11 protein-coding genes and 2 pseudogenes are annotated in these 14,055 nt (G+C 64.6%); all 13 read left to right on the top strand.

The features are described from left to right. Positions 1-210: 210 nt before the first annotated feature. On the top strand, positions 211-2,952 hold the full coding sequence (gene aceE / locus NXY83_RS00655) for a pyruvate dehydrogenase (acetyl-transferring), homodimeric type (protein ID WP_258804204.1): 2,742 nt from the start codon (positions 211-213) through the stop codon (positions 2,950-2,952). Positions 2,953-3,075: 123 nt separating this feature from the next. Then, entirely contained in the window at positions 3,076-4,479 is a 1,404-nt protein-coding gene (locus NXY83_RS00650; protein ID WP_258804203.1) for an NAD-dependent malic enzyme, read from the top strand. Between the two features lie 12 nt (positions 4,480-4,491). After that, complete coding sequence (aceB, locus tag NXY83_RS00645) at positions 4,492-6,090, top strand: malate synthase A (RefSeq protein ID WP_258804202.1); 1,599 nt, start codon at positions 4,492-4,494, stop codon at positions 6,088-6,090. Positions 6,091-6,336: 246 nt separating this feature from the next. After that, positions 6,337-7,167 (top strand): hydroxypyruvate isomerase family protein, encoded by an 831-nt coding sequence (locus NXY83_RS00640; protein WP_258806378.1) that lies wholly within the window; start codon positions 6,337-6,339, stop codon positions 7,165-7,167. A 29-nt stretch (positions 7,168-7,196) separates the two neighbouring features. Next, entirely contained in the window at positions 7,197-8,075 is an 879-nt protein-coding gene (locus NXY83_RS00635; RefSeq protein ID WP_258804201.1) for a 2-hydroxy-3-oxopropionate reductase, read from the top strand. 87 nt (positions 8,076-8,162) lie between these two features. Next, positions 8,163-9,953, top strand: coding sequence for a glyoxylate carboligase (gene gcl / locus NXY83_RS00630; protein WP_258804200.1), 1,791 nt, complete (start codon positions 8,163-8,165; stop codon positions 9,951-9,953). A 23-nt stretch (positions 9,954-9,976) separates the two neighbouring features. After that, positions 9,977-10,069: pseudogene (locus NXY83_RS20960) on the top strand (glycerate kinase); the annotation flags it as partial. 14 nt (positions 10,070-10,083) lie between these two features. Next, positions 10,084-10,360: pseudogene (locus NXY83_RS00625) on the top strand (cupin domain-containing protein); the annotation flags it as partial. A gap of 90 nt (positions 10,361-10,450) precedes the next feature. Continuing rightward, on the top strand, positions 10,451-10,753 hold the full coding sequence (locus tag NXY83_RS00620) for an urease subunit gamma (protein WP_258804199.1): 303 nt from the start codon (positions 10,451-10,453) through the stop codon (positions 10,751-10,753). An 8-nt stretch (positions 10,754-10,761) separates the two neighbouring features. Next, entirely contained in the window at positions 10,762-11,106 is a 345-nt protein-coding gene (locus tag NXY83_RS00615; protein WP_258804198.1) for an urease subunit beta, read from the top strand. Beyond that, the gene (ureC, locus tag NXY83_RS00610) at positions 11,103-12,857 is read left to right on the top strand and encodes an urease subunit alpha (RefSeq protein ID WP_258804197.1); all 1,755 of its coding nucleotides are present in this window, start codon (positions 11,103-11,105) and stop codon (positions 12,855-12,857) included. Before NXY83_RS00615 ends, ureC begins: the two co-directional genes overlap by 4 nt. A 25-nt stretch (positions 12,858-12,882) precedes the next feature. Further along, the gene (ureE, locus tag NXY83_RS00605) at positions 12,883-13,368 is read left to right on the top strand and encodes an urease accessory protein UreE (RefSeq protein WP_258804196.1); all 486 of its coding nucleotides are present in this window, start codon (positions 12,883-12,885) and stop codon (positions 13,366-13,368) included. An 18-nt stretch (positions 13,369-13,386) separates the two neighbouring features. Then, the gene (locus NXY83_RS00600) at positions 13,387-14,052 is read left to right on the top strand and encodes an urease accessory protein UreF (protein ID WP_258804195.1); all 666 of its coding nucleotides are present in this window, start codon (positions 13,387-13,389) and stop codon (positions 14,050-14,052) included. The last annotated feature ends 3 nt before the right edge of the window (positions 14,053-14,055 follow it).

The raw sequence follows: 14,055 nt of genomic DNA, 5'->3' as shown, positions 1-14,055 counted from the left end.
CTCCAAGGTAAGCACCTGCAGGCCAACACTGTCACCGGCCAGCCCCGGCGGGCACCTAACCGGCGGCAGACACAAAGGTCCACGGGCGGGAGACATAAACGTCAGGGGACATTAGGTGAGGGGCAAACCGGGGAGCTCCAACTACAGAGGGTTGTTTTCCGCCCTGACCACCGGACAAAGTGCGCAACAAGTATCTAAGAGAGGTTGGATGTGGCTGCAGGCGAAGATAGCTCCCATATCCTCAGCGGGTTGACTAACCAGCTGCCTGATCGTGATCCGGAAGAGACTGCCGAGTGGGTTGAGTCCCTGGATTCGTTGATCAGGGAACAGGGCACCGAGCGTGCCCAATACATCATGCGGAGCCTGCTGCAGCGTGCGGGTGCGCAGAGTGTCGGGGTGCCGATGGTGACCACTACCGATTACGTGAACACGATCCCGGTGGACCAGGAAGCGGAGTTCCCGGGCAATGAGGAGTACGAGCGCCGGTACCGGGCGTACATGCGGTGGAACGCCGCGGTGATGGTGCACCGGGCGCAGCGGGCCAACATCGGGGTCGGCGGGCACATTTCCACTTACGCCGGCGCGGCGACGCTGTACGAGGTGGGTTTCAACCACTTCTTCCGCGGCAAGGACCATCCCGGCGGCGGGGACCAGGTGTTTTTCCAGGGCCACGCGTCCCCGGGCATGTACGCCAGGGCGTTCATGGAAGGCCGCCTGTCCGAGGAGGACCTGGACGGGTTCCGGCAGGAAAAGTCCCGCCAGGGCCATGCCCTCTCCTCCTACCCGCACCCACGGTTGATGCCGGAGTTCTGGGAATTCCCCACGGTCTCGATGGGTATCGGGCCGATGAACGCGATCTACCAGGCCCAGTCCAACCGGTACCTGCACAACCGGGGCCTGAAAGACACCTCGGACCAGCAGGTCTGGGCGTTTTTGGGTGACGGGGAAATGGACGAGCCCGAGTCCCGCGGCCTGCTCCAGCTCGCCGCGAACGAGAACCTGGACAACCTGAACTTCGTGATCAACTGCAACCTCCAGCGCCTGGACGGGCCGGTGCGCGGCAACGGCAAGATCATGCAGGAACTCGAAGCGTTCTTCCGCGGCGCGGGCTGGAACGTGATCAAGGTCGTCTGGGGCCGGGAATGGGACGAACTGCTCTCCCGCGACGCCGACGGCCCGCTGGTGAAGATCATGAACGAAACCCCCGACGGGGACTACCAGACCTACAAGGCCGAATCCGGCGGGTTCGTCCGCGAACACTTCTTCGGCAAGGACCCGGCCACCAAGGACCTGGTCGCTGACCTGACCGATGACCAGATCTGGAACCTCAAACGCGGCGGCCACGACTACCGCAAGGTCTACGCCGCGTACAAGGCAGCCACCGAATTCAAGGGCAAACCCACCGTCATCCTCGCCAAAACCGTCAAGGGCTACGGACTCGGACCCCACTTCGAAGGCCGCAACGCCACCCACCAGATGAAAAAACTCACCCTGGATGACCTGAAGGAATTCAGGGACTACCTTCGAATTCCGATTTCCGATGCCCGCCTGGAGGAGGATCCCTACAGCCCGCCGTATTTCCATCCCGGCCATGACGCCCCGGAGATTGTTTATCTCCACGAGCGGCGCAGGGCACTCGGGGGCGCCGTCCCCGAACGCCGGCCGAACCACCAGGCCGTTGAGCTGCCTGAGTCCAAGACTTTTGACGTTGCCAAGCGGGGCTCCGGCAAGCAGCAGGCTGCCACCACCATGGCCTTCGTCCGCCTGCTCAAGGACCTGATGCGGGATAAGAACTTCGGCAAGCACATCGCTCCGATCATCCCGGACGAGGCGCGCACGTTCGGCATGGACGCGTTCTTCCCGACGGCGAAGATCTACAACCCGGGCGGGCAGAACTACCTGTCCGTGGACCGGGACCTGGTCCTGGCCTACAAGGAATCCGCCCAGGGCCAACTGATCCACCCCGGGATCAACGAAGCCGGCGCCGTGGCAGCGTTCACCGCCGCCGGAACCGCGTACGCCACCCACGGCGTGCCCCTGGTCCCGGTCTACGTGTTCTACTCCATGTTCGGCTTCCAGCGCACCGGCGACGCCTTCTGGGCAGCCGCGGACCAAATGACCCGCGGCTTCATCATCGGCGCCACCGCAGGCCGGACCACCCTCACCGGCGAAGGCCTCCAGCACGCCGACGGCCACTCCCCCCTGCTGGCCTCCACCAACCCCGCCGTGGTCACCTACGACCCCGCCTACGGCTACGAAATGGGCCACATCATCCGCGACGGCCTGGAACGGATGTACGGACCGGACTCCACCGACCGGAACCTGATGTACTACCTCACCGTGTACAACGAACCGATCACCCAGCCCGCCGAACCCGAAGAACTGGACACCGAAGGCGTCATCAAGGGCATCTACCTGCTCGCCCCCGCCAAAATCGACGGCCCCCGCACCCAGATCCTGGCCTCCGGCGTCTCCGTCCCCTGGGCCCTCGAAGCCCAGCGGATCCTCGCCGAAGACTGGTCCGTCTCCGCCGACGTCTGGTCCGTCACCTCCTGGAACGAACTCCGACGCGACGGCCTCGCCGCCGAAGAAGAAGCCTTCCTCAACCCCGGCGAACCCACACGCGTACCCTTCGTCACCCAACAACTCGAAGGCGCCACCGGACCCGTCGTCGCCGTGTCCGACTACATGAAAGCCGTCCCCGACCAAATCCGCCAATTCGTCCCCAACGAATTCGCCACCCTCGGCGCCGACGGCTTCGGCTTCTCCGACACCCGCGCAGCAGCCCGCCGCTACTTCAAAAACGACACCCACTCCATCGTGGTGCGTTCCCTGGAGATGCTGGCCCGCCGCGGTGAGGTGGACGCACAGGCTCCCATCAAGGCGATCGAGAAGTACCGGCTGCACAACGTCAATGCCGGGACCACCGGCAACGCCGGAGGAGAGGCCTGATGCGGTGATACGGGCGGAACGAAACAATCCAAGTCTTTGTAGTCCAGATACTCACATGAATTCCTGAATTAAGACGACCGAATTAAGCAGCCCAAGCACCGGGCACTACCAGAAGGACCTGCAATGGCGAACCCCAGCCCCGGAAATTCGATCACCCTGCGCGTTGAGGCGCCGTCCAGCTTCAGCGCCACCAGCGAGCTCGCTGCGGCCGTTGGTGCGGCCGGGGCGGCCATCACGGCGCTGGACGTCACCGAGTCCCACCACGAGACCCTGGTGGTGGACGTCACCTGCAACACCACGGATGACGAGCACGCCAACCGGGTCAAGGACGCCCTCAACGCGCTTGAGGGAGTTAAGGTCCGCAACGTTTCGGACCGCACCTTCCTGATGCACCTGGGCGGCAAGCTTGAGGTTATTCCCAAGGTGGCTCTGCGCAACCGCGACGATCTCTCCCGCGCCTACACTCCTGGCGTCGCCCGCGTGTGTCTGGCCATCGCCGAAAACCCTGACGCCGCCCGGAACCTTACGGTCAAGCGCAACACGATCGCCGTGGTCACGGACGGTTCGGCCGTGCTGGGCCTGGGCAACATTGGCCCTGCCGCCGCGCTTCCGGTGATGGAAGGCAAGGCGGCGCTGTTTAAGCAGTTTGCGAACGTCGACGCGTGGCCGGTCTGCCTGGACACCCAGGACACCGAGGAAATCATCAGCATCGTCAAGGCACTGGCCCCTGTCTACGGCGGCGTCAACCTCGAGGACATCGCCGCCCCGCGTTGCTTCGAGATCGAAAACCGGCTTCGCGAGGAACTGGACATCCCGGTGTTCCACGACGATCAGCACGGCACCGCCATCGTCACCCTCGCCGCCCTGGTTAACGCCCTCCGCGTCGTCGACAAGAAGCTCTCCGAGGTGAAAATCGTCGTCTCCGGTGTCGGCGCCGCCGGTTCCGCCATCATCCAGCTCCTGAAAGCCCAGGGCGCCCGGCACATCGTCGCGGCCGGCCGCTCCGGCGCCATCCACTCGGGTGAAGAATACGGCGACGAACACCGCAGCTGGATTGCCGCCAACACCAACGGGGAAGGCTTCTCCGGCACGCTGCACGAGGCCCTCAAGGGAGCCGACGTGTTCATCGGCGTCAGCGCCCCGCATGTGATCGGCGAGGAACAGGTGGCCTCCATGGCGGCGGACGCCATCGTCTTTGCCATGGCCAACCCCACACCGGAGATCGACCCCGTTATCGCGTCAAGGCACGCGACCGTGGTGGCCACCGGCCGCAGCGACTTCCCCAACCAGATCAACAACGTGCTGGCCTTCCCCGGTTTCTTCCGCGGGCTGCTGGACGCCGGCGCATCCGACATCATCCCGGAGATGCTGGTGGCCGCCGCGGATGCCATCGCCAACCGGGTGGCTGACGACGAGCTGAATGCCAGCTACATTATCCCCAGCGTCTTTGACCCCCATGTGGCCGCAGACGTCGCCTCCGCAGTGGCAGGCGCCGCTGCCGCCGCAAGCACAGCCCGGACTGTCTAAGGAGGAACAGAAATGCCCATAGCTGTTCCAAACCCGCGGCCAATCGAGCGTGCGGAGGAGATCCTCACCCCCAAGGCGCTTGCTTTCGTGGAGGAACTTCACACGCGCTTTGCCGGCACCCGCAATGAACTCCTGGCGGCCCGCGCCGTCAGGCGCCGGCGGGTGGCCGAGACCGGAAAGCTGGACTTCCTGCCGGAAACGCAGGATGTGCGCGACGGCGACTGGAAGGTCGCACCGGCGCCCGCAGCCCTGCAGGACCGCCGCGTTGAGATGACCGGCCCCGCTTCCCCGGCAAAGATGGCCATCAACGCCCTCAACTCCGGCGCCAAGGTGTGGCTGGCGGACCTTGAGGACGCCAGCACACCCACTTGGGGGAACGTCATCGACGCCATCCTGAACCTCCGCGATGCCGCGCAGGGCACCCTGGGCTACACCTCCGGGGAGGGCAAGGAATACCGCCTCCGCACGGACGCGCCGCTCGCCGTTGTCGTGGCCCGTCCCCGCGGCTGGCACATGCAGGAAAAGCACATGATCATCGACGGCCAGCCGGCCGTGGGTGCCCTGGTGGACTTCGGCCTGCACTTCTTCCATGTGGCCAAGCAGCTGGTCCTCAACGGCCAGGGCCCGTACTACTACCTGCCCAAGATGGAGAGCCACCTCGAGGCACGGTTGTGGAACGACGTCTTTGTGTTCGCCCAGGACTACCTCGGGCTGAACCAGGGCACCATCCGCGCCACCGTGCTGATTGAAACCATCCCGGCCGCGTTCGAAATGGACGAGATCCTCTACGAACTCCGTGACCACGCCTCCGGCCTGAACGCCGGGCGCTGGGACTACCTGTTCAGCATCATCAAGTACTTCCGGGACGCCGGCGAGGAATTCGTCCTGCCGGACCGTGCCTCGGTGGCAATGACGGCGCCGTTCATGCGCGCCTACACCGAACTGCTGGTCAAGACATGCCACAAGCGCGGCGCCTTCGCCATGGGCGGCATGGCCGCCGTGATCCCCAACCGCCGCCACCCGGAGGTGACCGAGGCAGCCTTTGCCAAGGTCCGCGCGGACAAGACCCGCGAAGCCAACGACGGGTTCGACGGCTCCTGGGTTGCCCACCCGGACCTGGTGCCCACCTGCCGCGAAGTCTTCGACGCAGTCCTCGGTGACAAGCCGAACCAGCTCGACAGGCAGCGGCCGGAAGTGAACGTCACCGCTGACCAGCTGCTGGACGTGGCATCCGCGGAAGGGCAGGTTACCGAATCAGGCCTGCGCCTGAACCTCTACGTGGCCGTGGCCTACACCGCCGTGTGGCTCTCCGGAAACGGTGCCGTGGCAATCCACAACCTGATGGAGGACGCGGCCACTGCCGAAATCTCACGGTCCCAGGTCTGGCAGCAGATCCGCAACGGCGTGGTGCTGGCCGATACCGGCAATAAGGTCACCCGCGAACTGGTCTCGCAGATCCTGACCGAGGAAACCCAAAAGCTGCGCGGCGAGGTGGGCGAGGAAGCCTTCGAGCGCTACTATCAGCCGGCGAGCAGCCTGATCGCGGACATCTGTCTTTCCGAGGACTACATGGACTTCCTCACCACTCCGGCTTACGAACTGGTGGACTGAGCCGTGGACCCGGACGACCCCGCCCACGACATGCATGTGAACACCGTGACGTTCCAGTCCGGCGCTCCGCTACCTGCTTTACAAAGAGGTCAACCGCCCAGATCCGCCTGACCCAGAAGCCTGACCCTTCATCCAAAATCAGCCCGGCCCGAGAGCTTGGACCAGGCCATCGATAACTACCTAATGACTGGCTAGAGTCGGAGCACCTTTGACTTTGAAAGTGGATTGAATCAGGAGAGAAATGTGATGACGTACACCGTGAACTGCTCCATCCTCTTGACCGAACTGCCGCTCCTGGAACGCCCCGCCGCAGCGAAGGCTGCCGGTTTTGACGCTGTTGAGTTCTGGTGGCCCTTTGAGTCCTCCGTCCCCACCGATGCCCAGGTCACCGAGTTCGAGCGCGCCATCAAGGACGCCGGCGTTCAGCTCACGGGCCTGAACTTCAACGCCGGCAACATGCCCGGCGGGGACCGCGGTCTGGTTTCCTGGCCCGCGCGCTCCGCAGAGTTCCAGGACAACATCGACGTCGTGGCCGGCATCGGTGAGCGCCTGGGCTGCAAGGCCTTCAACGCCCTCTACGGAAACCGGATCGACGGCGAATCGGTTGAGAAGCAGGATGCCATCGGCGCCGAGAACCTGGCCGCTGCAGCCGAAGGTGTCGCCCGTATCGGCGGCACCGTCCTCCTCGAACCCGTCAGCGGGGCACCCAGGTATCCGCTCCTCACCGCTGAAGACGCACTCAAGGTCATCGCCCGCGTCAAGGCCGAGGCCGGCGTCGGCAACATCAAGCTTTTGGCGGACTTCTACCATCTTGCAGTCAATGGCGACGATGTGGACTCCGTGATCGAAAACCACGCCAGGGACTTCGGCCACATCCAGATTGCCGACAACCCGGGCCGAGGCGCACCCGGTACCGGCACCCTCCCCCTGCGTGAGTGGATCGCCCGCAGCCGCGAACTCGGCTACGAGGGCTACATCGGCCTCGAATACAAGGAACCGCAGGAAACGGCCTTCAGTTGGGTCGTCCCGGAACGCCCTGTCACGACGAACAATCCCACGGCACCCCACAGCCTCTGAGTTAGAAACACTCCAGAAAAGGAACCATCATGAGCAACGTTGCAGTTATCGGGCTTGGAATTATGGGCCTGCCCATGGCCATCAACCTGGTTAAGGCCGGCCACACCGTCACCGGCTTCAACCGCAGCCAGGACAAGATCGACGAGCTCGTTTCCGAAGGCGGCAAGGGCGCCAGCAGCATCGCTGACGCCGTCAAGGACGCCGACGTCGTGATCACCATGGTCCCGGATTCCCCCGACGTTGAGGGTGTGGTCAGCGGCGAGGACGGTCTCTTCGCCAACGCGAAGAAGGGTACCTTGTGGATTGAAGCGTCCAGCATCCGCCCCGACGTCGCCAAGCGCCTCGCCGACGACGCGAAAGAGGCTGGCATCCGGCCGCTTGATGCACCGGTGAGCGGCGGTGAGCAGGGCGCCATCGACGCCGTCCTTTCCATCATGGTCGGCGGCGACAAGGAGGACTTCGACGCAGCCTCCGATGTCCTGAACGCCGTCGGCAAGACCATCGTCCACGTTGGCCCCTCCGGCTCCGGCCAGACCGTCAAGGCAGCCAACCAGCTCATCGTCGCCGTCAACATCGAAGTCCTCGGCGAAGCCATCGCCTTCCTCGAGGCCTACGGCGTGGACACCGACGCCGCCCTCAAGGTCCTCGGCGGCGGCCTGGCCGGCTCAAAGGTCCTGGACCAGAAGGGCCAGAAGATGCTCGACCGCAACTTCGAGCCCGGCTTCCGCCTCGCCCTCCACCACAAGGACCTCGGCATCGTCACCTCCGCCGCCCGCGAAGCCAACGTCGCCGTCCCCCTCGGCGCCGTCGTCGCACAACTCGTCGCCGCCACCGTCAACCAGGGCGACGGCGCACTGGACCACTCCGGACTCTTCAAGCAGGTCCTCCAGCTCTCCGGCCGGAAGTAGGTTTCGGTTCCGCCGGGCTCGACCGTTGGCTTTCCTTCAGCACACCCAAAAACAGGTTTTCCCACCAGACTTAAGTAGGAGCACACCATGAGCAAGATGCGTACCGTTGATGCAGCGGTTGCCATCCTGGAAAAGGAAGGCGCCATCGAGGCGTTCGGCCTGCCAGGCGCGGCAATCAACCCCTTCTACTCCGCCATGCGCGCCCACGGCGGCATCCGCCACACCCTGGCCCGCCACGTTGAAGGCGCCAGCCACATGGCCGACGGCTACAGCCGGGCCAAGGACGGCAACATTGGCATCTGCATCGGCACCTCCGGCCCCGCCGGCACCGACATGATCACCGGCCTGTACGCCGCCTGGGCCGACTCCATCCCCATGCTCTGCATCACCGGCCAGGCCCCCGTGGCCAAGCTGCACAAGGAAGACTTCCAGGCCGTGGACATCGAGTCCATCGCCAAGCCCGTCACCAAGATGGCCATGACCGTCCTGGAGCCCGGCCAGGTTCCCGGCGCCTTCCAGAAGGCCTTCCAGCTGATGCGCTCCGGCCGCCCCGGCCCCGTCCTGCTGGACCTGCCCATCGACGTGCAGCAGGCCGAGATCGAATTCGACATCGACACCTACGAGCCCCTGCCCGTCGAGAAGCCCAAGGCCTCCCGCAAGCAGCTGGAAAAGGCCCTGGACATGCTCACCGCTGCGCAGCACCCGCTGATCGTGGCCGGCGGCGGCATCATCAACGCCGGCGCCTCCGCGCAACTGGTGGAACTGGCCGAAATCCTCAACGTTCCGGTCATCCCCACCCTGATGGGCTGGGGCACCATCCCGGACGACCACCAGCTCATGGCCGGCATGGTGGGCCTGCAGACCAGCCACCGCTACGGCAACGAGAACTACCTGCAGAGCGACTTCGTGATCGGCATCGGCAACCGCTGGGCCAACCGCCACACCGGCGGCCTGGAGACCTACACGGCAGGCCGGAAGTTCGTGCACATCGACATTGAGCCCACCCAGATCGGCCGCGTGTTCTCACCGGACCTGGGCATCGCGTCCGACGCCGGCGCGGCGCTGGCCGGGCTGGTTGAGCTCGCCAAAGAGCGCAAGGCTGCAGGGTCCCTGCCGGACTACACGGCGTGGGTTGCCGAATGCCAGGACCGCAAGGGTTCGCTGCAGCGCAAGACCCACTTCGAGAACATTCCCATCAAGCCGCAGCGCGTGTACGAGGAGATCAACAAGTCCTTCGGCCGCGACACCACCTACGTGTCCACCATCGGCCTGTCCCAGATCGCCGGCGCCCAGATGCTGCACGTGTTCGGCCCGCGCAAGTGGATCAACGCCGGCCAGGCAGGCCCCCTGGGCTGGACCGGCCCGGCCGCCTTGGGCGTCGTGCGCGGCAAGCCGGATGAGACCGTTGTAGCCCTGTCCGGGGACTACGACTTCCAGTTCATGATCGAGGAACTCGCTGTGGGCGCGCAGTTCAACCTCCCCTACATCCACGTGGTGGTGAACAACTCCTACCTGGGCCTGATCCGCCAGTCCCAGCGCGGCTTCAACATGGAACAGAACGTGTCCCTGGCATTCGACAACATCAACAGCACGCACCTGTCCGAGGACACCCGCGGCTACGGCGTGGACCACCTCAAGGTGGCCGAAGGCCTGGGCTGCAAAGCCGTGCGCGTGGAGGACCCCAACGACCTCGCCGCCGCCTTCGACAAGGCCAAAACAATGATGGGCGAGTTCCAGGTGCCCGTGGTGGTCGAAGTGATCCTGGAAAAGATCACCAACATCTCCATGGGTGTGGAAATCAACGCCATAACCGAGTTCGAAGATCTGGCCGCCAAGGGCGAGGATGCACCCACAGCGATCATCGCGCTGCTGGATTAGGGCATTGAAGGGAGTCGCGGGACATGCGCGTGCTGATTGCCTCTGACAAGTTCAAGGGCTCACTGTCCGCCCCGGATGTCGCCCGACATGTAGAAGCCGGGCTGAGGGCCGGCTTCGATGGTGACACCGAAACATGCACGTCAACATCGTCACCTTCCAGCCCGGCGGCACCATCCCGTTCGCGGAAACACACGTGATGGAGCACGGCCTGTTTGTCCTCGAAGGCAAGGCCGTCTACCGGCTGAACGATGACTGGGTGGAAGTGGAGGCAGGCGACTTCATGGCTCCGCGCCTTCTGCCCGCAGGCCTGCTACGCTGGCGGCCCCGGACCGTTCCGGTACCTCCTCTACAAGGACGTCAACCGCCAGATCCGCCTCACCCACCAGCCCTCACGGCAATACGCCTAGGCAACACCCTTGTCACGGAAACCTGCACGAAACGTCACCTGAGTACATTAATCAGACCGCGGCCCTGGCCATCTACAGAAGGGACTCGTAATGCACCTGATGCCCCGTGAGCAGGAAAAGCTCATGATTGTGGTGGCCGCCGATCTTGCGCGGCGCCGCCAGGCCCGCGGCCTCAAACTGAACTTCCCGGAGGCTGTGGCCATCATCAGTTATGAACTGATCGAGGGTGCCCGGGACGGCCGCACAGTGGCAGACCTGATGAGCTACGGGACCACTGTGCTGACCCGCGACGAGGTGATGGAAGGCGTTCCGGAAATGGTCCACGACGTCCAGATCGAGGCCACGTTCCCGGACGGCACCAAGCTCGTCACAGTCCACGATCCGATCCGCTAGGGCAGGCCATGATCCCAGGTGAGTATGTACTCAGGTCCGAACCGGTGACGGTGAACGCCGGGCGGAAGGCGGTGGACGTCGTCGTGACCAACCGCGGTGACCGTCCCGTGCAGGTGGGTTCCCATTTCCACTTCGCCGAAGCAAATCCTGCCCTGGAGTTCGACCGGAAAGCCGCCCACGGCCGACGCCTGGACATCCCCGCCGGCACAGCAGCCCGGTTTGAGCCGGGGGACGGCAAGACCGTCCGGCTCATTGAGCTGGCGGGAAGCCGCGAGGTGTATGGCCTCAGCAACGCCGTCAACGGTCCACTCGATCCTCAGAGCACGGACGCCGCCGTGAAAGGAAACATGTGAGCTTCGAGATTCCCCGCCGGCAGTACGCGGACCTGTACGGACCCACCACCGGTGATTCTATCCGCCTGGCGGACACCGAACTGTTCCTCGACATCGAAAAGGACCTCACCGTCTACGGGGAGGAAGTGGTGTTCGGCGGCGGCAAGGTGATCCGGGACGGCATGGGCCAGAACGGACAGGTAACCCGCGACGGCGGCCCCCAGGCTGTTAGTTCAGGTGGCGTACCGGACACCGTCATCACCAATGCGGTGATCCTCGATTACACCGGCATCTACAAGGCCGATGTCGCGCTCCGGGACGGCCACATCTTCAGGATCGGCAAGGCCGGTAACCCGCAGATCAGCGACGGCGTGGATATCGTGATCGGGCCGAGCACTGAGATCATTGCCGGCGAGCGAAGGATCCTCACCGCCGGCGGCGTTGACAGCCACATCCACTTCATCTCCCCGGACCAGGTTCCCACGGCCCTCAGCAGCGGCGTGACCACCATGGTGGGCGGTGGCACGGGTCCTGCCGAGGGCACGAAAGCCACGACCGTCACTCCCGGTAAATGGCACATCCAGCGTATGCTGCAGGCTGCCGAGGGGCTGCCCATCAACATCGGTCTTTTCGGAAAGGGCCACGCGTCCGCCCTCGAGCCCCTGGCTGAACAGATCCGGGCCGGCGCCATCGGCCTTAAGGTCCACGAGGACTGGGGCTCCACCACGTCCTCGATCGACACCTCCCTGAAGGTGGCCGACGAGTTCGACGTCCAAGTGGCCATCCACACCGACACGCTCAATGAGTGCGGCTTCGTGGAAGACACCATCCGCGCCATCGACGGCCGGGTTATCCATACATTCCACACCGAGGGCGCCGGTGGCGGGCACGCGCCGGACATCATCAGGATCGCCGGGCTGCCCAACGTCCTGCCCGCCTCCACCAACCCCACGCTCCCGTACACGCGGAACACCATCGAAGAGCACCTGGACATGCTCATGGTCTGCCACCACCTCAACCCGGACATCCCCGAGGACGTGGCCTTCGCCGACTCGCGCATCCGGGCCGAAACCATCGCCGCCGAGGACGTCCTCCAGGACCTGGGCATCTTCTCCATCACCTCCTCCGACTCCCAGGCAATGGGACGCGTGGGCGAGGTCATCACCCGCACCTGGCAGGTGGCGGACAAAATGAAGAAACAGCGCGGGATTTTGGAAGATCCCGACGGCGGTGTCCACGGCTCGGCAGGCAGCGACAACTTCCGCCTCAAGCGCTACGTTGCGAAGTACACCATCAACCCGGCCATCGCCCAGGGCATGGCGGACTCCATCGGCTCGGTGGAGGAAGGCAAATTTGCCGACCTGGTGCTCTGGGATCCGGCGTTCTTCGGCGTGAAGCCCGAGCTGGTCCTCAAGGGCGGCCAGATCGCCTACGCACTGATGGGCGACGCCAACGCCTCCATACCCACCCCGCAGCCACGCACCATGCGCCCCATGTTCGCCGCGTTCGGCAAGGCCGTGCAGCAGTCCTCCATCACCTTCCTGTCCCAGGCAGCAATCGACGCCGGCGTGCCCCAGGAGCTGGGCCTGGAAAAGGTCATCCGTCCCGTCTCCGGGATCCGGACGTTGAGCAAGGCGGACCTCAAATACAACGATGCGACGCCGGAGATCCAGGTGGACCCGGAAACGTACAAGGTGACGGTCGACGGCGACGACGTCACCTGTGAGCCCTCCGACGTGCTGCCGATGGCGCAGCGCTACTTCCTCTTCTGACCGAGCCGCCAACCAGGAGCCTGACGTGATCATCGAAAAAGTACTCGGCAACCTGCACGAGCTGCCTACAACCGACCTGGCTGCCTACACCGGCCTGCACCGGGAGAAAGTGGTGCTGCCCAGTGCCCAGCTGGTCAAGCGTATCCAGCGCGTCACCACGGACCACGGCAAGGAAATCGGAATCCGCCTGGCGGCCGGCTCAGCAGACCTGCGGGACGGCGACATCCTGCACGTTGCCGAAACCAACATGATCGTGGTGTCGGTGCTGCCCACCGACGTCCTGGTCATTGCGCCCCGGTCCGTCCACGACATGGGCGTCGTGGCACACTCGCTCGGCAACCGGCACCTCCAGGCCCAGTTCTTCGACGCTTCCTCGGAGTACGGGGCCGAGGTCATGGTATGCGCCTACGACCACACCGTCGAGGACTACCTCGTCCACGCCGGAGTGCCCTATGACCGCCAGGAACGCGTCATGCCCGTGCCCTTCCGCCATGCCGAACACTCGCACTAGTTCCCCCGGCGGGTTGTCATGACTTATCAGCTCGCGCTGCAACAGCTTTGTGATTCCGCGCTTCCAACCGGGGCTTTTGCTCACTCTTTTGGGTTTGAGGGGTACATCGAACGGGAGCTCATTTGTGACGAGGCTTCGTTTGGGGTTTGGCTTTCTGTATTTGTCTCGCAGCAGCTTTCCTACTCTGATGGGCTGTCGATCCGGTTCCTCTACGAGGGCTGGGATGTTGGGGAGCTTGATGTCCTGCTTTCGGCGCAACTGCTGTCTCGCCAAGTCAGGGAGGCCAGCGTCAAGATGGGCGGGCGGCTGCTGGAGATCGGAACCGAGGTTTTTCCCTCGGCCGAGCTGGGACTTTATCGGGACCTGGTGACTACGGGCCGGGCCGCCGGGCATCAGCCGCTGGCGTTCGCCGTCGTCGCCCGTTCCTTGGGCGTGCCGCTGACCGAAGCGCTGGCCGCGTGCCTTTTCGCCACCGTCACGTCGCTGACGCAGAACGCCGTCCGGGCCATCCCCCTCGGGCAAAACGCCGGGCAGCGGCTGCTGCGGAAAGCGGCCGACGACGTCGCTGCCGCCATCGAGCGGATCGCCCGCCTGACGCCGGACGACTTCGGCGCACTCAGCCCAGGGCTGGAAATTTCGCAGATGCGGCACGAGCGCCAACGTGCCCGAATGTTCATGAGCTAGCAG

It is taken from the genome of Pseudarthrobacter sp. NS4 (assembly GCF_024758005.1).
In the GTDB taxonomy this organism is placed as follows: Bacteria; Actinomycetota; Actinomycetes; order Actinomycetales; family Micrococcaceae; genus Arthrobacter.
The sequence above is the reverse complement of the archived record's forward strand: the minus strand, read 5'-3'. Positions and strand labels throughout refer to the sequence as shown.